This window comes from Micromonospora sp. NPDC049171, from assembly GCF_040648275.1.
GTDB lineage: Bacteria > Actinomycetota > Actinomycetes > Mycobacteriales > Micromonosporaceae > Micromonospora.
This window is the reverse complement of sequence record NZ_JBEZDJ010000012.1, coordinates 187,532-208,627: the sequence shown is the minus strand read 5'-3', so window position 1 is coordinate 208,627 and position 21,096 is coordinate 187,532. Positions and strand designations below refer to the sequence as shown.

The 21,096-nt window shown below is 71.4% G+C and carries 19 protein-coding genes; 17 read left to right on the top strand and 2 right to left on the bottom strand.

Annotated features, from left to right (window positions below):
- Window positions 1-8 precede the first annotated feature (8 nt).
- Window positions 9-1,250: an SUKH-3 domain-containing protein gene (locus tag AB0B14_RS17560; protein WP_357522997.1), complete on the bottom strand. Its 1,242-nt coding sequence runs from the start codon at window positions 1,248-1,250 to the stop codon at window positions 9-11.
- A 79-nt stretch (window positions 1,251-1,329) separates the two neighbouring features.
- On the opposite strand from AB0B14_RS17560, the gene AB0B14_RS17555 reads away from it, so the two are divergent.
- From AB0B14_RS17555 to ahcY, 13 genes are all read left to right on the top strand, one after another.
- Entirely contained in the window at window positions 1,330-1,752 is a 423-nt protein-coding gene (locus AB0B14_RS17555; protein WP_357071703.1) for a YbaB/EbfC family nucleoid-associated protein, read from the top strand.
- Window positions 1,749-2,081: a hypothetical protein gene (locus AB0B14_RS17550; protein ID WP_357071706.1), complete on the top strand. Its 333-nt coding sequence runs from the start codon at window positions 1,749-1,751 to the stop codon at window positions 2,079-2,081. The genes AB0B14_RS17555 and AB0B14_RS17550 overlap by 4 nt, the downstream gene beginning before the upstream one ends.
- A 15-nt stretch (window positions 2,082-2,096) precedes the next feature.
- A complete protein-coding gene (locus AB0B14_RS17545; protein ID WP_357522996.1) occupies window positions 2,097-6,266 on the top strand; it encodes a toxin glutamine deamidase domain-containing protein in 4,170 nt (1,389 codons plus the stop codon).
- Window positions 6,238-6,525, top strand: a complete 288-nt coding sequence (locus AB0B14_RS17540) for a hypothetical protein (protein ID WP_357071712.1) — start codon at window positions 6,238-6,240, stop codon at window positions 6,523-6,525. The genes AB0B14_RS17545 and AB0B14_RS17540 overlap by 29 nt, the downstream gene beginning before the upstream one ends.
- Before the next feature lie 315 nt (window positions 6,526-6,840).
- A complete protein-coding gene (locus tag AB0B14_RS17535) occupies window positions 6,841-7,089 on the top strand; it encodes a hypothetical protein (protein ID WP_357071715.1) in 249 nt (82 codons plus the stop codon).
- A 209-nt stretch (window positions 7,090-7,298) separates the two neighbouring features.
- Window positions 7,299-7,985 carry an endonuclease V gene (locus AB0B14_RS17530; protein ID WP_357072217.1) on the top strand — a complete coding sequence of 229 codons (687 nt, stop codon included), beginning with the start codon at window positions 7,299-7,301 and terminating at the stop codon, window positions 7,983-7,985.
- A gap of 340 nt (window positions 7,986-8,325) precedes the next feature.
- A complete protein-coding gene (locus tag AB0B14_RS17525; RefSeq protein WP_357071718.1) occupies window positions 8,326-9,378 on the top strand; it encodes a hypothetical protein in 1,053 nt (350 codons plus the stop codon).
- A gap of 69 nt (window positions 9,379-9,447) precedes the next feature.
- On the top strand, window positions 9,448-10,833 hold the full coding sequence (locus tag AB0B14_RS17520) for a phosphomannomutase/phosphoglucomutase (protein ID WP_357071721.1): 1,386 nt from the start codon (window positions 9,448-9,450) through the stop codon (window positions 10,831-10,833).
- 94 nt (window positions 10,834-10,927) lie between these two features.
- Complete coding sequence (locus AB0B14_RS17515; protein WP_091394023.1) at window positions 10,928-11,113, top strand: Trm112 family protein; 186 nt, start codon at window positions 10,928-10,930, stop codon at window positions 11,111-11,113.
- Window positions 11,110-12,306 carry an SIS domain-containing protein gene (locus AB0B14_RS17510; RefSeq protein WP_357071724.1) on the top strand — a complete coding sequence of 399 codons (1,197 nt, stop codon included), beginning with the start codon at window positions 11,110-11,112 and terminating at the stop codon, window positions 12,304-12,306. Before AB0B14_RS17515 ends, AB0B14_RS17510 begins: the two co-directional genes overlap by 4 nt.
- 147 nt (window positions 12,307-12,453) lie before the next feature.
- A complete protein-coding gene (locus AB0B14_RS17505; protein WP_357071727.1) occupies window positions 12,454-13,455 on the top strand; it encodes a cation diffusion facilitator family transporter in 1,002 nt (333 codons plus the stop codon).
- Between the two features lie 3 nt (window positions 13,456-13,458).
- Entirely contained in the window at window positions 13,459-14,622 is a 1,164-nt protein-coding gene (gene manA / locus AB0B14_RS17500) for a mannose-6-phosphate isomerase, class I (protein ID WP_357522995.1), read from the top strand.
- Between the two features lie 282 nt (window positions 14,623-14,904).
- Entirely contained in the window at window positions 14,905-16,404 is a 1,500-nt protein-coding gene (ahcY, locus tag AB0B14_RS17495) for an adenosylhomocysteinase (protein WP_357522994.1), read from the top strand.
- A gap of 94 nt (window positions 16,405-16,498) precedes the next feature.
- Here the strand turns inward: ahcY and AB0B14_RS17490 are convergent, their stop codons facing one another.
- On the bottom strand, window positions 16,499-16,657 hold the full coding sequence (locus tag AB0B14_RS17490; protein WP_357522993.1) for a hypothetical protein: 159 nt from the start codon (window positions 16,655-16,657) through the stop codon (window positions 16,499-16,501).
- 172 nt (window positions 16,658-16,829) lie between these two features.
- Here AB0B14_RS17490 and efeU point away from each other — a divergent pair, with 172 nt between their 5' ends.
- The 4 genes from efeU (at window position 16,830) to mtrA (ending at window position 21,091) form a co-directional block, all read left to right on the top strand.
- Window positions 16,830-17,732, top strand: coding sequence for an iron uptake transporter permease EfeU (efeU, locus tag AB0B14_RS17485; RefSeq protein ID WP_357071739.1), 903 nt, complete (start codon window positions 16,830-16,832; stop codon window positions 17,730-17,732).
- A 23-nt stretch (window positions 17,733-17,755) separates the two neighbouring features.
- Window positions 17,756-18,889, top strand: coding sequence for an iron uptake system protein EfeO (efeO, locus tag AB0B14_RS17480; RefSeq protein WP_357071742.1), 1,134 nt, complete (start codon window positions 17,756-17,758; stop codon window positions 18,887-18,889).
- A gap of 25 nt (window positions 18,890-18,914) precedes the next feature.
- Window positions 18,915-20,192, top strand: a complete 1,278-nt coding sequence (gene efeB / locus AB0B14_RS17475; protein WP_357071745.1) for an iron uptake transporter deferrochelatase/peroxidase subunit — start codon at window positions 18,915-18,917, stop codon at window positions 20,190-20,192.
- A 209-nt stretch (window positions 20,193-20,401) separates the two neighbouring features.
- Entirely contained in the window at window positions 20,402-21,091 is a 690-nt protein-coding gene (mtrA, locus tag AB0B14_RS17470; RefSeq protein WP_110564421.1) for an MtrAB system response regulator MtrA, read from the top strand.
- Window positions 21,092-21,096: the final 5 nt, after the last annotated feature.

The window sequence follows — 21,096 nt, the reverse complement described above, 5'->3', positions numbered from 1 at the left end:
CTCCCGCCTCAGTCGGACTGCCAGGTGCCGTCCTCGCGGACCCGGGCGGGGGCGCGGCCGAGCAGCAGCGTGGTCAGCGCCGCGTCGATGGTGTCGCCGAGGAACCACTCGCCGGCCTGGTCGAGGGCGAAGACCCGGCCGCGTTCGTCCACCGCCAGGATGCTGTCCTGTTGTTCGGTGCCGATCGGGAAGAGCCGGACGCCGAGCACTGCCCCGAAGTCCGCGAGTGTGTCGGCGGTGTGCGCGATCAGGTGCGGGCGGATGTCGAAACGGGAGATCCACACCTGCTCGCCCCGGCCGCGTCGGGCACCGACCAGGCTGGGAAACGCGGTAAGCGCCTCGACGGCGGCGGGAAAGACCGGGTGCTGGTGGGTCGCCCCCCGCACCGCGGTGACGTCCCGCACGGCCGCGGCGGCCATGATCTGATCGCCGATGTGCGGTCGCCAACCGGCCGCGACCAGCGCGTTGGCGACCTCCGCCGGGAAACGACCCGGATCCGGGTCGGGCTCCGCCGGCGCACGCCAGGTCTCGGTGTACGCCCGGGCGGACTCCGGTAGGACGTTGGCGCGCACCAGGAAGGTGATGCACGAGTCGCAGGGCAACTCCGCGGGGCCGCCCGCGGGATCACCCGGCTCACGGATGCGGAAGATCTCGAACCGGACGCCCTCCAGGAGTGCCGCCGCCTCCGCCCGACCCATCGGCGCGATGCCCTCGGCGGCCCGGCGGTGGTCGTACTCGTGCAGCACGTCGGAGACCACGATCAGCTCGGCGTGGGCTTCGCCCCCGCGGACCAGGTCGCCCGGAGGCAACTGGTCGAGGTAGCTGCGGACCAGCGGATGATGGTTGAGCGGCACATCCGCCTTCGTGCCCTGAGCCGTCCAGATCCGACCTTCGAGGGTCAGGTGTGCGGCGGTGTTCGGTGTGGCGATCCGATTGATCTCCCGGACCAGCAGACTCGACGGGTCGACGGTGCGCGGAGCGGTCGGCCCGGCGGGTCGACTGCGTCGGTACAGGTCCGCGACCACATCGCTCGGCACCCGCGGCCAGGTGGTGACCTTGCCGGTCTGCTTGTCGATGACGGTCGTCGGCAGGTCACCGGGGACCGTGCGCGCCTCGGTGGGCACCACCGACGTGATGACGTAGCCCAGGTCGAACTCGTCGACCATCGCCGTGCACTCGTGGCCGAGGCGCTGCGAGTCGCGGCGGGCCCAGGTGGCCGCGAGTTGCTCTGCCTGTCGTCGGTCGATCACACAACGAAACTACCGGACCACGCGGATCGATGGCGGCCGGTATGGTTTCGCTCTACCGACGGTGACGGGAGGAGCAGCGGTGAGCGATCACGTGGACCGGGGCGCCAATCGCGAGCTACGGGCCCGCTTCGACGACGTGTACGGGCAGTACCAGCAGCTCAGGTCCGGATTGGACAGCCTGCAGACGCGGCTCGCCGAGCTGCGGGTGACCCGACGCTCGGCCGACGGCCAGGTGACGGCCACCGTGGGCGCCCAGGGCCAGCTCATCGACGTCGAGTTGACGCCGGCCGTCTACCGCGAGCGGGACGCCGGGGCGCTCGGCCGGAAGATCACCGAAACGGTCCGCGCCGCCGCGACCGCCGCCGCCGACGCCACCCGCGACCTCGTCGCCGAGACCATGCCGGCCGGCTCCGGGTCGGCGGACTTCCTGCGCACCGGAGACTACGCCGCGCTGCTCGGCCGGGCCGATGCCGTGTTCGGCAGGGGCGCGGGGCAGCCATGACCGACGGGCAGCTCTGGCTCGATCCGTCCCGGGCCCGCCGCGGCGGTGCCGACCTGGCGCTCGCTGGTGAGGCGGTGACGGCCCGTCGAGCCACGGAAGGCGGTGCGATCGAGGCCGCCAGCGGTGCCCGGCCGTGGGGTCGCGACGACATCGGCGCCGCGTTCGAGCGCAACTACCGCGGGTTCGAGCAGACCGTGCTGCGGGCCTGGGCGGGTGTCGGGCACCGGCTCACCGAGCTGGGCGGTGACGTGGTCCACGCCGTCGACGCGAGCGTGCAGACCGACGGGGCGAGCGCGGCCCGGTTCGGTCGGGCCGCCGACAAGCGCTGACGGCCGACGACTGCGATGAGCGTGCTGCCGAGCCCGATTCCGCACCCACTGGACCACGCACCCTGGGACGTGCCGGGCTGGATCTACGAGGCCCTCGACTGGGTCGTCGGTGTGCAGTGGCCGGAGGGTAACGAGCGGGCCGTCTGGGACGTCGCCGACCAGTGGTACGCGGTTGCCGGCGCGCTGTCCGGCCCGTACACCGATGCCGCCGCGGCCGCCGCCGAGGTGCACAGCGGGTACGGCGGTGTCGGCGCGGTCGACGAGGCATTCGAGGCGGCCTGGCGGGGCCTCGCCGAGGGTGTCGACGCCCCGCTGCCCGTGCTGCTCGCGGTCAGCGCCGACCTGGGCCGGCTGGTCGAGGAGTGCGGCTGCGACATCGAGGGCGCCAAACTGGAAGTCTGGATCGAGCTGGGCATCCTGGTCGTCGAGCTGCTCTCGGTGGCGGTGGCGGCGGTGCTCACCGCCGGTGCGGCAACCCCGGCCGCCGGCGCGGCGATCACCGCGACCCGGCTGCTGGTCCAACAGATCTTCAAGCGGCTGATGGGCCAACTGGCCAGCAAGTCCCTCAAACACGGCCTCAAGGAGGCCGGCGAGCGGGCGGCCAAAGATGTCGCGCGCGGTGGTGTGCGCGGGTTCACCAAGCGGGCCGCCCGAGAAGGGCTGGAGGAGGCCGCCGAGGAGGCCGGGGTCACCCTGGCCACCCAGGCGTACCAAAACTCCACCGGGCGGGCACACGGCCTGGACCTGACCGATCTCGGCGCGTCGGCGGTCGGCGGCCTGGCCGGCGGGGCGGTGGCACCGCTGGCCGGCCTGGGCCGGCACGCGACCGGGCGGGTGGCGCGAGTCGGGGAGCACCTTGGACGGGAGATGACCGGCGAGGTGTTCGCCGAGAGCGCGGCCAGCCTGGCCACCGGTCAGGGCCTGACCTCGGTGGAGGATGTGGCACGCGCGGCCGCCTCCGGGGCCACCGGTTCGGCGACCGGTCAGACCGACCACGCGTTACGCGCCCGGCTCGACGCGCAGGCCAACGCCCTCGCCGGTCCTTTGCCCCATCCCTTGGCTGCCGATCCTTCGCTCCCTCCCTTGGCGTCGGTTCCCGGCGATCCGCCGGCCTCGGGGGCGTTGGCGTCGGTCGAGGCTTCGGCGGGTACGGCCTATTCGGCAGGGGGTGTGGCCGGAGCAGGTTCGACCGCGCCGACCGCGAGTGCGGCGGGTCCGAGTGGCGTGGTCTCGGCCGCGGGTGTTGCGGCGCAGGCGACGCCTTTCGTCGCCACGTCGCCGCCGGACCACGTGGTGCCGCAAGATGCCGATCTGCCGGGCGTCTCCGCGGCGCAGGCGACGGCACTGCCATCCGCCACCGCCTCCGACGGGCACGTGCCGTCACCACCGCCGACCGGCGCAGTGTCCGACGTGGACGCCGTCGAGCGGTCGTCGCAGCCGATACCGTCGACGGACGGACCCCTCCTGAGAGAGGCCGGCGCCACACCAGCGATCGCGGCCGATCCGACGCTGCCACCAGCGGTCGCCGATCCGAGGCCGTCGCCGGTGGGGGCTGGCGGGGGTTCGTCGGCGGTCGCTCCGGGACTCTCGCCGGTGGTCGCGCCCGGAGTTTCGTCGGCGGTCGCGCCGGGCTCTTCGTCCGTGGTTGCTCCCGGGGTCTCGTCGGCGGTCGCGCCGGGGTTTTCGTCCGTGGCCACTTCGGGGCTCTCGACCGTGGCCGTCCCTTCGGCCGGGACCTTCGGGCCAGCCACCGGCGTTGCGCCGGGTCATCTCGGCAACTCACCGCACGCCGCCACCTCCGGCCCGGCCGCCTGGTCTCCGTCGACCGGCACGGCGACGCCGGTGACCAGTCTCGGCACGGCAATGCCGGCGACCGTTCCCGGCACGGCGACGTCGGCGACCAGCCCCGGCCCGTCAGTGCCGGTCACCTCCACCACCCGGGAGGTGGGGCGACCGCACGGCCCGGTGCGGCAGGTGCGCCCACCCGACCATCCGGCCCGGGGCAGGGCGTCGATCCCCGTCGACGTCGTGGCGTTCGGCGATCCGGTGGCAACCACGACCGACACCATCGACTGGTACGCCGCGCAGTGGGCCGCCGAGGCGGAAGCCGCCGAGCGGCGCCGCTACCAGGGGCACTACGAATCGCAACGGACCGGCTTCGAGCGCAACCGCCGGCAGGCCGAGGCCGCCCGACTGCGCGCCCGGGCCGCCGAGCACGATCGGCGGGCCATCGAGTACGCCACCTACGCCCGACAACTGCACCAGGCCGGGCGCCGGCAGTGGGCCGACGGTTGGCAGCAGGCGGCGAACGACGAGACACGCGCGTACGCCCAGTGGCGTGACCTGGCCGACGCGGTGCTGGCCGGCACCACGGCGCCGGCGGTCGTGGACATCGGCGACACCACATTCGAGTACGCCAACCGGGACGTCGGCGCGCTGGCGCTCGGCGCGGTGGAGACCTCCGGTCCGTCCCGGCTCACCGGCGACGACGTACCCCCGCCGATCGACGACTCCCGGCCGTACGGGCGGCCAGGAGGACTGCGGCCACCGCTCGCCCTGCACCAGGTCGACGTCGAACGGCAGATGCCCCGCGAGCCGGACGGCACCGTCATCCGCACCGCCGATCCCCGCCGGGGCGGCTGGTTCCGGCTGCTGAACGACGGAGGTCCCGCGGCCGACGCCACCCGAGGCATCAACTGCCTGGACTGCACGCTGTCGATGTTCGAAACCTGGGTACACGGGCGGCCACGGGTGTCGGCGCCGCGTACCTTCGACGGCTACCTGGACGGGGACATCCGCCGCCCGATCCGAGGCGAGGCCGGCGGCCCGGGCCGGGTGGAGGACGTGACCGGAGGACGCTTCCAGCAACTCCTCGCCCCGCCGTCCGGTCAACGCCCGTACGCCGAGCAGGAGCGGGAGGCCGCCGACCGGGGCTACCGCAACCTGCACGACCAACTGCTGCTGGGCGGCCACGGCAGTTACGCGTTCCTCGTCACCGAGTGGCCACACGGCGGTTCGCACGCGTGGGTGGCGCTCAACCAAAACGGCACGGTGCTCTACGTGGACCCGCAGAACGGCGTGGTCCGGGACCGGCCGTTGTACCCCGACGTGGTCGGCATCGACGCGCTGGTGCTGAGCGGAGACGGCCGACCAATGCCGCTCGGCGGGCTGCCCCGCGGCCGGTTCAGCGAACGGCCCGACCTGCCGGACCACCCTTCGGTGGACGACGACGGCGGCCACGGTGACCCCTACATCAACCGGATGTACCTGCTGCTGGACGGCCCGGGCTCGGCGAGCGCGGGCGACGGCGCGGCGAATTCTGGCAATTCTAGTCAACCAACTTCCAATCTCGCCCAGCTCACGACCTCGGAGTTGGTGGCGCTGACAGACCTTCGCGAACGCGCCCTGGGTGCCGCTGACCGGGTCGAGGATGCTTTGACTCAAATCGGGCAACGCGTGACCGACACGCTTGGCCTGAGTCATCCGATTCGACTGCGGGACCGCGATTTTCGGGTAAAAGGGCTTGAATCGTTGGCACGGAAGTACCTTGACGAGGGGCGCGTCGCCCAGGTTGACGTCTCTGAGTTCGTACTGAGCGTCAATGACGTATTGAGATTCTGCTTTGAGATACCGTCTGCCGAGCACTACACCCAGGCCGTGGATGTGGTTCTGGCAGACCTGGTTGGAGTCGGGTTCTCAGTGCCGACCTCAACTTGTAAGAACTTTTGGCGCGAGGGTAATAGATTTTACGGCTTGAACTGTACCCTTCGTTTGCCCGACGGGATGCTGGTCGAGTTGCAGCTGCACACCCCGGCATCGCGGGAGGCCTGGCCGGCTACTCACGAAGAGTATGAGGTGGTGCGGCGGCCGTCGAACCGCGCCGAACGACGATTCGAGGCGTTGCTGCGGATGCTTGCCGCGAACCGCGAACGTGGCCTCCCCGATGCCCTGCCAGGCGGGCTTGATATTCGTTTCCCTGCCAAGGATGCCACTTTTGCCAAATGGATTAGTCAGAATATTGACGTTTGGCGCAAGTATGATGCGTGGCTGACCCAGCGCGGGACGAGCCTCCCGCAGGTTGTGCATGACTTTGGGTTAGGGTCTCGGGACTTCCCCGTAGCGCCGGATGTTGCAGAAGAGTTGGAGCGGGAGATTGTTGAGTTATTACGTAATCTACCGGACTGATGAGGAGGAAAGGCCGGTTGGCATCTTCGTCATGGATGCGGGGCCCGGTCACGCCGTTCTTTGGGATCATCGCGCTCGGGCCTGGGTCTATGACCCGGAACTCGTTGTGCGCTTTCTCGATGACTACCGTAATGCGGACCGCTATAAGAACGTCAGCCGCGCCGCGGTTGAGTTAGTGGCCGAGGCTGTCACCGGGGACGGGAAGTTGCCTGACGAGAGTTCATTTCGTGCGATGTTCAGGGATGGGCAGCAACAGTGACCCCTGAGAATGGCTGCGCATCCAGGAGGTCCGGCAGACACTGCCGCACGCCCCGCGGCATCTCGGGAGCAGTCTGGCGGCCCTGGCCGCAGACGACGGTGATCGGGGAGCTGCCCGCGCCTTGCTCGACGAGGCCGGCTGAGCTCGCGACCGGCATCGGCGCGCACGGGGTCACCCGGTGGATCGAGGAGGCCCGCGACGGGTTGGGCCTGCTTTGACGGTGGATCGCCGCCGGGCGCTGGGTTCCCGGCCTGACGGTGGGTCATCGCTGTGGCGCGAAGCTGGGGAGTCGGCCGGGCCGAATAGCATCGACGGATGGCGAGTTCCGACACGAGAAGCGGCAAGTTCAATGTCTGGGCATGGCTGGTTGGCATCCTGTTTGGCCTGGCGATCGGCATCCCCTCGTTCGGCTCGACGGGCGGCGTCGCCTTCGGTGTGGCTCTCGGCATCGTCTCCGCGATCGTCTTCGGCGCGGCCCGAGGGCGAACCGCCGGCGACCCTGTCCAGGGTGCACCGGACGGCAGTGCCAGCGGGGACGGCGCTGATGGCCCCGGCCCAGCGTGATCGACTCGGGTTTGGTGAAGTCGGGGCATCCGGGGCCATGGGATAGCCCGACTTTCATGAAATCGAGTGGATCATGGTGCGCGGCGACCTCGGGGCCGGGCGAGGTGGCAGGGCCGGGCGAGGTGGCAGGGCCGGGCGGCGTGGCGGGGCTTGGCGGGGTGGCGGGGCCGGGCGGCGTGGCGGGGCTTGGCGGGGTGGCGGAGGCGGCCATGGGGCCGGGCGAGGTGGTGGGGCCGGGCAGTGTGGCGGAGGCGGTGGCCGTACAGGAGGAGTTGCGGCCGTTGGTCGACCTGGTCGGGCCGGGGCCGAGCGCGCCGGAGACGGTGGCCGGCCTGGACGTCGCGTACTCCTTGGGTGGTGACCTTCTGGCGGCGGCCGTGACGGTGTTGGATGCCCGGACGTTGGCCGTGGTGGACTCGGCGGTCAGTGTGGGGCGGCCGGCGTTCGGCTATGTGCCGGGGTTGTTCGCCTTCCGTGAGTTACCCGCGTTGCTCGCCGCCCTGGACCGCCTGGCCACGGTCCCCGACCTGCTGGTGTGCGACGGGCACGGGCTGGCGCATCCGCGTCGGTTCGGGCTGGCCTGCCACCTCGGTGTGGTCACCGGGTTGCCCGCGATCGGGGTGGGGAAGACCGCGCTGGTCGGGACGTGGGAGCCGCCGGCCACCGGGCGGGGTGCCTGGTCGCCGCTGCGCGACGGCGGTGATGTCGTCGGCCGGGTGCTACGGACCCAGGACGGGGTGAAGCCGGTCTTCGTCAGCGTCGGGCATCGGATGAGTCTGGAGAACGCGACCGCGCAGGTGCTTGCGCTGGCCCCGCGATTCCGGCTGCCGGAGAGCACCCGCACCGCCGACCGACTCTGCCGCGATGCCCTCTCCCGAGCAGAACACCCGGACTGACGGCCGGCGTGCGCCCGGACTGCCGCGCCGCTGGCGCCCGGACTGCTGCCGCGAGCGCCCGGACTGCCGCGCCGGGGATGATCGACTCGGGTTTGGTGATGTCGGGGCATCCGAGGCCGCCGGATAGCGCGACTTCAATGAAACCGAGTGGATCTCGGCGGGTGAGGAGGTGCTGACGTCGGCTTGCACACCTGTCGAGAACCGCGCCAGGAGCAGGTCGGCGGGTCGGGTCGCAAACCGTAACGCGGCACACATCCGGGCCGCTCTATGACCGGCGGGGTGGGTGGGCCGGTAGTAGCCTGACCCGCGGACCCCACCCGGGGAGAACGGCGAGGTGATCATGACGGTGCGTCGACGCGCGGCACGGCTCGCGGCGGTCTGCGGTCTGGTGGGCGGCCTGGTGATGCTCGGCGCGTCGCCGGCGCTGGCCGACGAGGACTCGGTCCGGGTGGGTGCGGCCAGCAGCTTCGCCGCTGGCGGTTCCGCGCAGGCGGTGAACGTGGCGGTGCGCAAGCGCACCGATGGTTGCGTCCTGCTGCGTACCGTGCTGTTTCTCAACCTTGAGGAGCTCCAGCCGCACCAGTTGAAGGTCGAGGTCAACGCGGGCGGGAGTTGGACCCCGGTGGCCGTCACCGGCGGCGGCGGTGCCGTGGGCACCGCGCAGACGTCACCGTCGAAGCCGACCCTGTGCAAGGGCAAGGGCATCACGGTGCGGTACCGGGTGACGTTCGGTGCCGGTGCCCCGGGTGGCCGGCTCGCCGTTACCGGCGTGGGTGTCAACGCGGCCGGTCAGGAGATCGGCCGGGGCAGCGACGCGGCGAGGGTGACCGGCGCGCGGGTCACCCCGTCGCCGACGCCGTCGAAGAAGGCGACGCCCACCCCGAGCCCGACCGACGTCGCGACAGTCGACGACGCGGCGACTCCGGCGGCGCTGGGGGCCGCGTCCACCGCGCCGGACACCTCGGCTGCCGCGGCGTCATCCGGCATGTCGCCGGTAATGATCTTCGGCATCGTCATGGTGGCGATCGGGTTGCTGCTCATCGTGCTGCTGTTCCGTCGCTCGCGCCAGGACCGCAAACCGTCCGACGAGGCGCCCGGCACGCTGCCGGGCAACCCCGGCGGCACCACCTACCGGGCCGCCGGTGGGCCGCCGGCCGCGCCCGGTCGCCCCGGCCAGGTGTACGGCCAGCAGCCGCCCGCCACCGGTTGGGGTGCCGTGCCGTCCCCGCGCCCCGCCGCCGGCGGGGTCTACGGGGCCCGGCCAGCGGCTGCCGGCGCGCCCCCGGAGGCGACGCAGCCGATGCCGGGAGCACCCGAAACCCGGCAGTTGCCCGGGAATCCGCCTCCCGACGATGGCGGTCACACCGTGATCATGCCCCGGCTCCCCGGCTGAGCGGGGCTCGACCCGGACCCTCCGTTACGCTCAGGCTCGGTGTCTACCTGCGGCCAAGGAGTGGAACACGTGTCTGATCTGTCCCAGATTGTGAAGGCGTACGACGTCCGAGGGACGGTGCCGGACCAGTGGGACGAACGGGCCGCCGAGGCGCTGGGCGCCGCGTTCACCCAACTCCTCAACTCCACCGAGGAGCCGGGCGACGCGGTCGTCGTCGGCTACGACATGCGAGCCACCTCGCCCGGACTGGCCGCCGCGTTCGCCGCCGGCGTGCGGGCCGAGGGGCGCTCGGTGATCGAGATCGGGCTCGCCTCCACCGACCTGCTCTACTTCGCCTCCGGCTCGCTCGACCTGCCGGGGGCGATGTTCACCGCCAGCCACAACCCCGCCCAATACAACGGCATCAAGATGTGCCGTTCCGGTGCCCGGCCGATCGGCCAGGAGAGCGGTCTGGCGGAGATCCGGGAGCGGGCCCAGGCTCTGCTGGACTCGGGCGACGCCCGCCCGGCCGGTGCGCCGGCCCGGCCGGCCGAGCGGCGTGACCTGCTCCCCGACTATGCCGGCTACCTGCGTAAGCTCGTCGACCTCTCGGGCATCCGGCCGTTGAAGGTCGTCGTCGACGCCGGCAACGGGATGGGCGGCTTCACCGTGCCCACCGTGCTGGGCGACGCCGCCCTGTCGCCGCTGCCGCTGGAGATCGTGCCGCTCTACTTCGAGTTGGACGGCACCTTCCCCAATCACGAGGCCAACCCACTGGACCCGGCTAACCTGGTCGACCTCCAGCGCGCGGTGGTGGAGCACGGGGCCGACATCGGGTTGGCCTTCGACGGCGATGCCGACCGGTGCTTCGTGGTGGACGAGCGTGGCGAGCCGGTCTCGCCGTCGGCGATCACCGCCCTCGTCGCCGCACGGGAGCTGGCCAAGCACCCCGGTTCCACAGTGATCCACGGTCTGATCACCTCCAGCGCGGTCGCGGAGATCATCCGTGAGCACGGTGGGAAGCCGGTCGTCGCCCGGGTCGGGCACTCCTTCATCAAGGCGGAGATGGCCCGGACCAACGCCGTCTTCGGCGGTGAGCACTCCGCGCACTACTACTTCCGGGACTTCTGGTTCGCCGACACCGGCATGCTCGCGGCGATGCACACCCTGGCGGCGCTGGGCGAGCAGTCGCTGCCACTGTCCGTGCTGGCCGGCGAGTACGAGCGCTACATCGCCTCCGGCGAGATCAACTCGACGGTGGCCGACCAGGCGGCGGCGGTGGCCGAGGTGCGGGCCGCGTACCCCGACGCGGTGGCCGACGAGATGGACGGGCTCACCCTGCGATTCCCCGACGGCGCCTGGTTCAACCTGCGCGCCTCCAACACGGAGCCGCTGCTGCGGCTCAACGTCGAGGCGCCTACCCAGGATCGGATGGTCTCGCTCCGGGACGACGTGCTCGGCCGCGTTCGCCGATAAGATCGCCTGCGCCGGTCGGCACCGCCGCCGGTCCAGCCGCACACCCGGTCGGCACCGCCGCCGGTCAAGCCGCACACGTGGAAGGAGCCGTGCCATGGCCCTGGATCCGCAGTTGCTCGAGATTCTCGCCTGTCCGGACACGCACCACGCCCCGCTCACCTACGACGCCGAGGCGCAGACGCTTACCTGCACGGAGTGTGGACGGATCTTCGAGGTCCGCGACGACGTGCCGGTGCTGCTGCTGGACGAGGCGCGCGGCGGCCCGGGGCAGTCGTCATGATCGACGGTACGGCCGGGGTCAGCGGTCGTCGCGACGCCGACGAGGCTCTGCTCGACAACCCGGAGGCGCTGGCCGAGCGCGACCCGGGCGGCATGCTCCGGCACACGGCGTCGGCCGGTGCGCAGGTTCGCGAGAGCGCGGCTCTGGCTGCCGAGGCGAACCTGGCGGTGCTCGCCGACGACGGGCGCCCCCGAGCCGTCGTGATCGCCGGCATCGGCACCGCGGGGCGTACCGGGGATGTACTGGCCACGGTCGCCGGGCCGCGCTGCCCGGTCCCGATCATCGGGCACCGCAGCGCCGGGGTGCCCGGTTGGGTGGGCGCGGCGGACGTGGTGATCGCGGTGAGCGCGTCCGGTCGTAGCCCGGAGGCGCTCGGTGCCGCCGAGGCGGCGCACCGGCGCGGTGCCCGGCTGGTCGCCGTGGGTGCCCCCGACTCGCAGTTGCAGTCGATCGCCGAGCAGGCCCGGGCGCCGTTCATCCCGGTGCCCCGCCGTGCCCCGGCCCGCGCCAGCCTCTGGGCGCTCACCGTGCCGGTCCTGCTCGCGGCCCGTTCCCTCGGGCTCGTGAAGGTCAACGAGGCGGACCTGGCGGAGACCGCGGCCCGGCTCGACGCGGACGCGGACCGCTGCCGTTCCGCTGCGGAGTCGTTCGTCAATCCGGCGAAGTCACTGGCCCTGGGCCTGGCCGGCTCGATCCCGATCGTCTGGGGCTCGTCCCCGCTGGCCACCGTGGCCGCCCGCCGGTTCGGTGACACCCTGTCGGCCAACGCCCGCTACCCGGTGGTCACCGGTGCGCTCGGGGAGGCCGGTCGGGGCCGGGTCGGGCTGCTCGACGGCGTCTTCGGCGGCCTGGCCGAGGGCGAGCGGGACATCTTCGCCGATCCGGCGGAGGAGGACGGCGAGGGCACCCGGCTGCGGCTCGTGCTGCTGCGCGACGGCGGGCTCAACGCCGAGGACGACACCGACGAGCCGCTCGCCGTCGAGGAGCGCCGCGCGGATGCGGTGCAGACCCTCGCCGAGCGTCGTGGTGTGCGGTGCGACGTGGTGACCGCCGAGGGTGGCTCCGCGTTGGAGCGGTTGGCCTCGCTGATCGCGGTCCCGGATTTCGCCTCGATCTACCTTGCCCTGGCCCATGGGCTGGACCCGATGGCCGTTCCGGCCATCACCGAGATGAAGGAGCTGTCGAACCAGTGAACGACCGTAGGGGGCGGCGCGGCATGCGCGGACCGGTCAGCTTCGTGACGCGAAGCGGAGCGGCGGCGTGAACGAGCGCAGCGAGCGAACCAGGTGGCTCAGCAGCGGGTTGTCTCAGGTCAGCGCGAAGCGAAGCGGAGCGGTGGCATGAGCGCGAACGGTGGGACGAAGGCGATTGTCGCCGCCCTGCTGGCCAACGTCGGCATCGCCGTCACCAAGTTCATCGCGTTCCTGCTCTCCGGGTCGTCGTCGATGCTGGCCGAGGCGGTCCACTCGGTCGCCGACTCCGGCAACCAGGGCCTGCTGCTGCTCGGCGGCAAGCGGGCGAAGCGGGCGGCCACCCCGGAACACCCGTTCGGGTATGGCCGGGAGCGCTACATCTACGCGTTCATCGTGTCCATCGTGCTGTTCAGCATCGGTGGCCTGTTCGCGCTGTACGAGGCGTACCACAAGTGGCACGACGGGGGCGCCATCGAGTCCTGGCACTGGCTGCCGGTGGTCGTGCTGGTGTCGGCGATCATCATGGAGTCGTTCTCCTTTCGGACCGCCATCAAGGAGTCCAACCACATCCGGGGCAACCAGTCCTGGGTGCGGTTCATCCGCCGCGCCAAGGCGCCGGAGCTGCCGGTCGTGCTCCTGGAGGACTTCGGCGCGCTCGTCGGTCTGGTGTTCGCCCTGTTCGGCGTCAGCATGACGCTGATCACCGGCAACGGTGTGTGGGACGCCGCCGGCACCGCGATGATCGGCATCCTGCTGGTCGTCATCGCCGTGGTGCTGGCCATCGAGACGAAGAGCCTGCTGCTCGGTGAGGGCGCCGAGGCGTCCGAGCTGGCCGCCATCGAGCGAGCCGTCACCGATGGCCCCGAGGTGGAGCGGATCATCCACATGAAGACGCTCTACCTGGGGCCGGAAGAGCTGATGGTGGCCGCGAAGATCGCCGTTCCGCGGTGCGAGAGCGCTCACGACCTGGCCCGCGGCATCAACGCCGTGGAGGCGCGGATCCGCGCCGCGGTGCCGATCGCCCGGGTGATCTACCTGGAGCCGGACGTCTACAGCGCCGCCGCGGCCGAGGCCGGCACCGGTGCGGCCGCCGACACCGCCGTGCCGCAGGACGCGTCGGGCGAGGCGGCCGGGCGGCCCGGGGGCTGACGGGTGGAGCCACTGTACGGACCGATCCGCGACTACGCCTGGGGCTCCCGCTCGGCCATCGCCCTCCTTCAGGGCCGGGTGGTGCCCAGCGCCGGCCCGGAGGCGGAGCTGTGGTTGGGCGCCCACCCGGGTGCCCCGGCCAGTGTGGACCGCGCCGGCCTGCGGGTGAGCCTCTGCGACCTGGTGCGGGACGAGCCGGGGCAGTGGCTCGGCCAGCGGGTGTCGGAGCGGTTCGGCAGCCGACTGCCGTTCCTGCTCAAGGTGCTCGCCGCCGACGCCCCGTTGAGCCTGCAGGCACACCCCAACGCCGAGCAGGCGCGGGCCGGCTACGCGGCGGAGGCGGGGCTTCCCGAGGGGCGGCGCAGCTACTCCGACCCGCACCACAAGCCGGAGTTGCTTGTCGCGCTGACCCCGTTCGAGGCACTGTGCGGTTTCCGGGAGCCGGCGGAGTCGGCCGAGGCGCTCGCCGCGTTCGGCGTACCGGAGTTGGCGCCGGTGGTCGCCGCGTTGCGCGCCGGGCCGGTGGGGCTGCGGACGGCGGTGCGGACGCTGCTCGACTGGCCGGTCTCGGAACGCGACGGGTTGCTGGGTTCGGTGGTGGCCGCGTCCGCCGACGGTCCGGACGCGGAGTTGGCCCGCCGGCTGACCAAGGCGTACCCGGCGGACCCGGGCGTGCTGGTGGCGTTGCTGCTGCACCACGTGCGGCTGGTGCCGGGGGAGGCGATCTGGATGCCCGCCGGCAACCTGCACGCCTACCTGAGCGGCTGTGGTGTGGAGATCATGGCGGCCAGCGACAACGTGCTGCGTGGTGGGCTGACCCCGAAGCGGGTGGACGTCGACGAGCTGATGCGGGTGCTGCGCTTCGAGGTGCTGCACGATCCGGTGCGGGCCGCGCGGCCGGTCGGCCCGGGTGTGGACTGGTGGCCCGTGCCGGTGGACGATTTCGCGTTGCACCGGGTGCGGGTCGGCGCGGCGGTGCCCTCGGCCACGCTGCCGTTGCCCGGCCCTCGGGTGGTGCTCTGTGCCGGTGGGTCGATCACCGTGGACGACGGTGCCGGCGCGTTGACGTTGGCGTCCGGCGAGGCGGCGATCGGCACGGCGGCCGGTGAGCCGCTGCGGATCAGTGGCGCCGGCGAGGCGTACGTGGCGACGTCCGGACTGCGGTGATCCCGCACGGACCGTGGACGACACAAGTCCGACTTTTCCCGGAATAGCTTGACGGAGCGGTGTCCGAGTGTGACTCTATGAGTACGCAGCGTTATCGCGACGACGGTCCGAGAACGTGCGGGGAACCAAACCGGGGGGATGCACGGGGCGGGCGGGGCATGGGCGGGAAAGTCCGTTCAGCACCGACCGCCCCGTGCGCTGTCTGCGGACCGTCCCCCTATGGCGGTCGACGGCGCGCGTAAGGTGGAAGGTCGGCGCAGACATCGTTCGACAGGAGCTTTCATGACCAGCACCCTCCCGGCGTCCCCCAGCGGCACGCCGTCCGAGGCCCGGCCGAGCACCCTCGCCGAAGGCGACTTCAAGGTGGCGGATCTGTCGCTCGCCGAGTTCGGGCGTAAGGAGATCCAGCTCGCCGAGCACGAGATGCCCGGCCTGATGGCGATTCGCCGAGAGTTCGCCGAGGCGCAGCCGCTGGCCGGCGCGCGGATCACCGGCTCGCTGCACATGACCATTCAGACCGCCGTCCTGATCGAGACGCTGGTCGCCCTCGGCGCACAGGTGCGCTGGGCGTCCTGCAACATCTTCTCCACCCAGGACCACGCCGCCGCGGCGATCGTCGTCGGCCCGAACGGCACCCCCGAGGCCCCGGCCGGCGTCCCGGTGTACGCGTGGAAGGGCGAGACCCTCCCGGAATACTGGTGGTGCACCGAGCAGGTGCTCGCCTGGCCGGACGGGCAGGGCCCGAACATGATCCTCGACGACGGTGGCGACGCCACCCTGCTCGTGCACAAGGGCGCCGAGTTCGAGAAGGCCGGTGCGGTCCCGCCGGTCGAGTCCGCCGACTCCGAGGAGTACGCGGTCATCCTCGAGGTGCTGCACCGCTCGCTCGGCGAGGACAGCCAGCGCTGGACCCGGATCGCCGCCGGCATCAAGGGCGTGACCGAGGAGACCACCACCGGCGTGCACCGCCTCTACGAGATGCACCGGGCGGGCACCCTGCTCTTCCCGGCCATCAACGTCAACGACTCGGTGACCAAGAGCAAGTTCGACAACAAGTACGGCTGCCGGCACTCGCTCATCGACGGCATCAACCGGGCCACCGACGTGCTGATCGGCGGCAAGATGGCCGTCGTGATGGGCTACGGCGACGTGGGCAAGGGCTGCGCCGAGTCGCTGCGCGGCCAGGGCGCCCGGGTCGTGGTGACCGAGGTGGACCCGATCTGCGCGTTGCAGGCCGCGATGGACGGCTACCAGGTCGCCACCCTGGACGACGTGGTCGAGCAGGCGGACATCTTCATCACCGCCACCGGCTGCTTCGACGTCATCACGAACGAGCACATGGCCCGGATGAAGCACCAGGCCATCGTCGGCAACATCGGCCACTTCGACAACGAGATCGACATGGCCGGTCTGGCCAAGCGTTCCGACGTCGAGCGGGTCAACATCAAGCCGCAGGTCGACCTGTGGCGCTTCGCCGACGGGCACGCCATCATCGTGCTGTCCGAGGGTCGCCTGCTCAACCTGGGCAACGCGACCGGGCACCCGAGCTTCGTGATGTCGAACTCGTTCGCCAACCAGACGATCGCCCAGATCGAGCTGTTCACCAAGACCGAGGAATACCCGATCGGCGTCTACGTGCTGCCCAAGCACCTGGACGAGAAGGTGGCCCGGCTGCACCTGGGCGCGCTCGGCGCCAAGCTGAGCACGCTGACCAAGGAGCAGGCCGCGTACCTGGGCGTCTCCACCGAGGGCCCGTTCAAGCCGGATCACTACCGCTACTGATCGACGCTCCGCACCGGACCGGGTCGGCTGTTCGCAGCCGGCCCGGTTCGTCGTTTCCGCCCGGCTCGGCGGGCTGCGCCCCGGCTCGGCGGGCTCAGCCTGACCGTCGGTCGCGGCGGGTGGGGCGGAACCACGTCCAGACGCACCAGGCCAGCCAGCCGAGCGACACGATGGTGGCCAGCGCCCGCATGCGCAGCGCGCTGAGCAGCAGAACCACGGCCAGCACCGCCAGCCACGGCAGGAATCCCCTCACGGCGGGGATCCTTCCACACCCGAGGGGTGGCGTCGGTGCTGCCGGCCGGCCGGGCCTGCGGCGCAGGGGTCGAGTGAGCTTGTCGTGTACGACTTGACGAGCCTCCTGGCCAGGGAGCAAGGTATGCCTGCCCTAAGTTGGTTGAGGCGTACCTGATGAACTCGGAGCCCGGATGTTCGCCACCTATCTGATCGGCCTGCGGGAAGGCCTGGAAGCCACCCTGGTGGTCAGCATCCTGGTCGCCTTCCTGGTGAAGTCGCAGCGCCGGGATCGGCTGCCCCAGGTCTGGGCGGGTGTCGGCCTGGCCGTGGTGCTCTCGGTGCTCTTCGGCTGGCTGATCGAGTACACGTCGACCTCGCTGCTGTCCCGCTCCGAGGACCGGGAGTTGTTCGAGGCGATCACCTCCGTCGCCGCCGTGGTCTTCGTCACCTGGATGATCTTCTGGATGCGCCGGGCGGCCCGGACCATCGCCGGTGAGCTGCGCGGCAAGCTGACCGAGGCGCTGGCCGTCGGCTCGTTCGCGGTCGCCGGGATGGCCTTCCTCGCGGTCGTCCGGGAGGGCCTGGAAACCGCGCTGATCTTCTACTCGGCTGCCCAGGGCGCGGCCGGCGACAGTGGTCCGCTGCTCGCGTTGGTCGGCGGCGTCGTCACCGCCGTGGTGCTCGGCGTGCTGCTCTACGCCAGCGCCCTGCGGATCAACCTCGGCAAGTTCTTCACCTGGACCGGCGCGCTGCTGATCCTGGTCGCCGCCGGCATCCTCAAGTACGGCGTCCACGACTTCCAGGAGGCCGGTGTCCTGCCCGGCCTGAACGACCTGGCCTACGACATCACCGGCACGCTCGACCCGACCACCTGGTACGCGGCCCTGCTCGCCGGCATGTTCAACGTGACGCCCGCACCCACCGTACTGGAGACGATCGCCTGGATCGGGTACGCCGTGCCGGTCCTCCTGCTCTTCCTACGGCCGGCCCGGCGCAAGCCGGCACCTGCCCCGACCACCACCGTCACCGAGCGCGGGGCCGACACCGGCACCGAGGCCGAGGCCGAGGCGGCAACCGCGCCGCAGCGTGCCTGACCCCACGAGGAGAGACAGCTCAGATGCGTACCACCCGATTTTTCGCGCTGGCCGCCGTCGGCGTGCTGGCGACGGCCGGGGTGACCGCCTGCTCCGGCGGCGACAAGGACGACCCGGCCGTGGCCGGCGGCCCGATCGCGGTCAAGGCGACGGACACCGCCTGTGAGGTCGGCACCACCGACCTGGGCGCCGGCACCGCCACCTTCAAGATCACCAACTCCGGTGCGAAGGTGACCGAGTTCTACGTCTACGCCGACGGCGACCGGGTGCTGGGCGAGGTGGAGAACATCGCCCCGGGCCTCAGCCGTGAGCTGCACGTCGAGTTGCCGGCCGGCACGTACCAGACGGCCTGCAAGCCCGGGATGAGCGGCAAGGGCATCCGGGGTGCGCTCAAGGTCAGCGGCTCGGCGCAGCCGCTCACCGCCGACGCCGCGTTGGCCGGCGCGGCCGAGAACTACCAGCGTTACGTCAAGAGTCAGACCGAGGCGCTGCTGGACAAGACCGAGGAGTTCGTGACCGCGGTCAAGGCCGGCGACGTGGCGAAGTCCAAGACGCTCTACCCGGTCGCCCGCACCTACTGGGAGCGGATCGAGCCGGTGGCCGAGATCTTCGGCGACCTCGACCCCAAGATCGATGGCCGCGAGGAGGTCATCGAGGAGGGGATGGAGTTCACCGGCTTCCACCGGATCGAGAAGGACCTCTGGCAGTCCGGCGACATCAGCAAGGACGGCCCCATCGCCGACCGCCTGCTTGTCGACGTCAAGGAGATCGTGACCAAGGCCAACGCCGAGAAGCTCTCCCCGCTCCAGCTCGCCAACGGTGCCAAGGAACTGCTCGACGAGGTGGCCAGCGGCAAGATCACTGGCGAGGAGGACCGCTACTCGCACACCGACCTGTGGGACTTCGCCGCCAACCTCGAAGGTTCCAAGGCCGCCGTGTCCGCCCTGCGCCCGGCCCTGGAGCAGCGCAACCCGGAGCTGGTCAAGCAGTTGGACACCGAGTTCGCCAACGTCGAGACGCTGCTCGGCAAGCACCGCGACGGCGACGGGTGGAAGCTGCACACCGCGCTGAGCAAGGACGAGCTCAAGGAGCTCTCCGACGGGATCAATGCGCTCGCCGAGCCGATCAGCAAGGTCGCCGCGGCCGTCGCCAAGTGACCAGGTAGCAGAAAGAGTTGGTGGGATGAGCGGGAGCAGGTTGACCCGGCGGCGGGCGATCACGCTCGCCGGCGCCGGCGTGGCCGGGATCGCCGGGGTGTCGGCAGGTGCGACGGCGTTGGTCAACGGCTCCCGTGGCCCGGCCGGGGCGAGCGACCACCCGGCCGGGGCGGTGCCGTTCCACGGCGAGCACCAGGCCGGCATTGTCACCCCGGCGCAGGACCGGCTGCATTTCGTCGCCTTCGACGTGATCACCAAGGATCGGGCCCGGCTCGTCGAGTTGCTCGAGGAGTGGACCGCCGCCGCCGCCCGGATGACCGCCGGGCGGGACGCCGGAGTGCTCGGCGCGGTGGGCGGGATGCCGGAGGCCCCACCGGACGACACCGGCGAGGCGCTCGGCCTGCCCCCGTCGCAGCTCACCCTGACGATCGGCTTCGGGCCGACGCTGTTCCGCGACGCCGACGGCCGGGACCGCTTCGGCATCGCCGACCGGCGGCCCGCCGCCCTCGCCGAGCTGCCGAAGTTCCCCGGCGACGCCCTCCAGCCGCAGCTCTCCGGCGGTGACCTCTGCGTGCAGGCGTGTGCCAACGATCCGCAGGTCGCGGTGCACGCGATCCGCAACCTGGCCCGGCTCGGCATGGGTGTGGTGAGCGTCCGCTGGTCGCAGCTCGGCTTCGGGCGTACCTCGTCGACCTCCCGTGACCAGGCCACCGCACGCAACCTGTTCGGGTTCAAGGACGGTACGGCCAACCTCAAGGCCGAGGACACCGAGCTGCTGCGCGACCAGCTGTGGGTGCAGCCGGGCGACGGGCCGGACTGGATGACTGGGGGCTCGTACCTGGTCACCCGCAAGATCCGGATGCTGGTGGAGACCTGGGACCGGACCTCCCTGGCCGAGCAGGAGGAGATCGTCGGCCGGACCAAGGGCAGCGGTGCCCCCCTCGGCCGGACCGACGAGTTCGACGAACCGGACTTCGCCGCGCGCGGCGCGGACGGCAAGCCGGTGATCGCCGAGCACGCGCACGTGACGCTGGCCCACCCGAGCCGGAACAGCGGCGCCCAGTTGCTGCGCCGGGGCTACAACTTCGTCGACGGCTCGGACGGCCTCGGCCGGCTCGACGCGGGCCTCTTCTTCATCGCCTACCAGCGTGACCCGCGTCGCCAGTTCGTCCCGATCCAGACCCAGTTGGCGCGGCACGACGTGATGAACGAGTACCTGCGGCACGTCTCCAGTGGGGTGTTCGCCTGCCCACCCGGGGTACGCGACGGCGGGGACCACTGGGGGCGCGCCCTCTTCGGCTGACCTGGGCCTGGTTCCCAGACTGCGGTGGCGCCGGCTGGCGTCGAAGGGGGATCATGGTGGCAGCCTGGCCCGGGACGTCATCCGTGCACCAGGCACCGCAGCACGTGGCGCCGCCGCCGCGGGTCGCGGTGACAGGTTCTTCGGCGGCGACACGCGTTACCGGCGGACGCCGGTCCCACCGAACTGACTGAGGATGCAATATTAATCCCATGAGAGCCCGCGTACTGGTGGTCGACGACGACCCCGCGCTCGCCGAGATGCTCGGCATCGTCCTGCGCAGCGAAGGCTTCCAGCCCTCGTTCGTGGCGGACGGCGAGCGAGCGTTGGCCGCCTTTCGTGACAGCCGTCCCGACATCGTGCTGCTCGACCTGATGCTGCCTGGTATGAGCGGTATCGACGTCGCTCGGTCGATTCGGGCGGAGTCCGGCGTGCCGATAGTCATGCTGACCGCCAAGAGCGACACCGTGGACGTCGTGCTCGGCCTGGAGTCCGGTGCCGACGACTACGTGGTCAAGCCGTTCAAGCCCAAGGAGCTGGTCGCCCGGATGCGGGCCCGCCTGCGCCGAGGCGAGGACGTCGCTCCCGAGATGCTGACCATCGGGCCACCGGACAACCAGATCACCATCGACGTGCCGGCGCACACCGTGAGCCGCAACGACGAGGAGGTGAAGCTGACTCCGCTGGAGTTCGACCTGCTGGTCGCGCTCGCCCGCAAGCCCCGTCAGGTCTTCACCCGCGAGGTGCTGCTGGAGCAGGTCTGGGGCTACCGGCACGCGGCCGACACCCGCCTGGTCAACGTGCACGTCCAGCGGTTGCGCGCCAAGATCGAGCCGGACCCGGAGCGACCGGAAATCATCCTCACCGTGCGGGGCGTGGGATACAAGGCGGGGACCGGATAGCCTGG

Coding starts and splice junctions, on each gene's coding strand:
- AB0B14_RS17550 (WP_357071706.1), top strand. CDS start 1,749: ATGACCGACGGGCAGCTCTGGCTCGATCCGTCCCGGGCCCGCCGCGGC.
- AB0B14_RS17545 (WP_357522996.1), top strand. CDS start 2,097: ATGAGCGTGCTGCCGAGCCCGATTCCGCACCCACTGGACCACGCACCC.
- AB0B14_RS17535 (WP_357071715.1), top strand. CDS start 6,841: ATGGCGAGTTCCGACACGAGAAGCGGCAAGTTCAATGTCTGGGCATGG.
- AB0B14_RS17530 (WP_357072217.1), top strand. CDS start 7,299: ATGGGGCCGGGCGAGGTGGTGGGGCCGGGCAGTGTGGCGGAGGCGGTG.
- AB0B14_RS17525 (WP_357071718.1), top strand. CDS start 8,326: ATGACGGTGCGTCGACGCGCGGCACGGCTCGCGGCGGTCTGCGGTCTG.
- AB0B14_RS17515 (WP_091394023.1), top strand. CDS start 10,928: ATGGCCCTGGATCCGCAGTTGCTCGAGATTCTCGCCTGTCCGGACACG.
- AB0B14_RS17510 (WP_357071724.1), top strand. CDS start 11,110: ATGATCGACGGTACGGCCGGGGTCAGCGGTCGTCGCGACGCCGACGAG.
- AB0B14_RS17505 (WP_357071727.1), top strand. CDS start 12,454: ATGAGCGCGAACGGTGGGACGAAGGCGATTGTCGCCGCCCTGCTGGCC.
- ahcY (WP_357522994.1), top strand. CDS start 14,905: ATGACCAGCACCCTCCCGGCGTCCCCCAGCGGCACGCCGTCCGAGGCC.
- efeU (WP_357071739.1), top strand. CDS start 16,830: ATGTTCGCCACCTATCTGATCGGCCTGCGGGAAGGCCTGGAAGCCACC.
- efeO (WP_357071742.1), top strand. CDS start 17,756: ATGCGTACCACCCGATTTTTCGCGCTGGCCGCCGTCGGCGTGCTGGCG.
- efeB (WP_357071745.1), top strand. CDS start 18,915: ATGAGCGGGAGCAGGTTGACCCGGCGGCGGGCGATCACGCTCGCCGGC.
- mtrA (WP_110564421.1), top strand. CDS start 20,402: ATGAGAGCCCGCGTACTGGTGGTCGACGACGACCCCGCGCTCGCCGAG.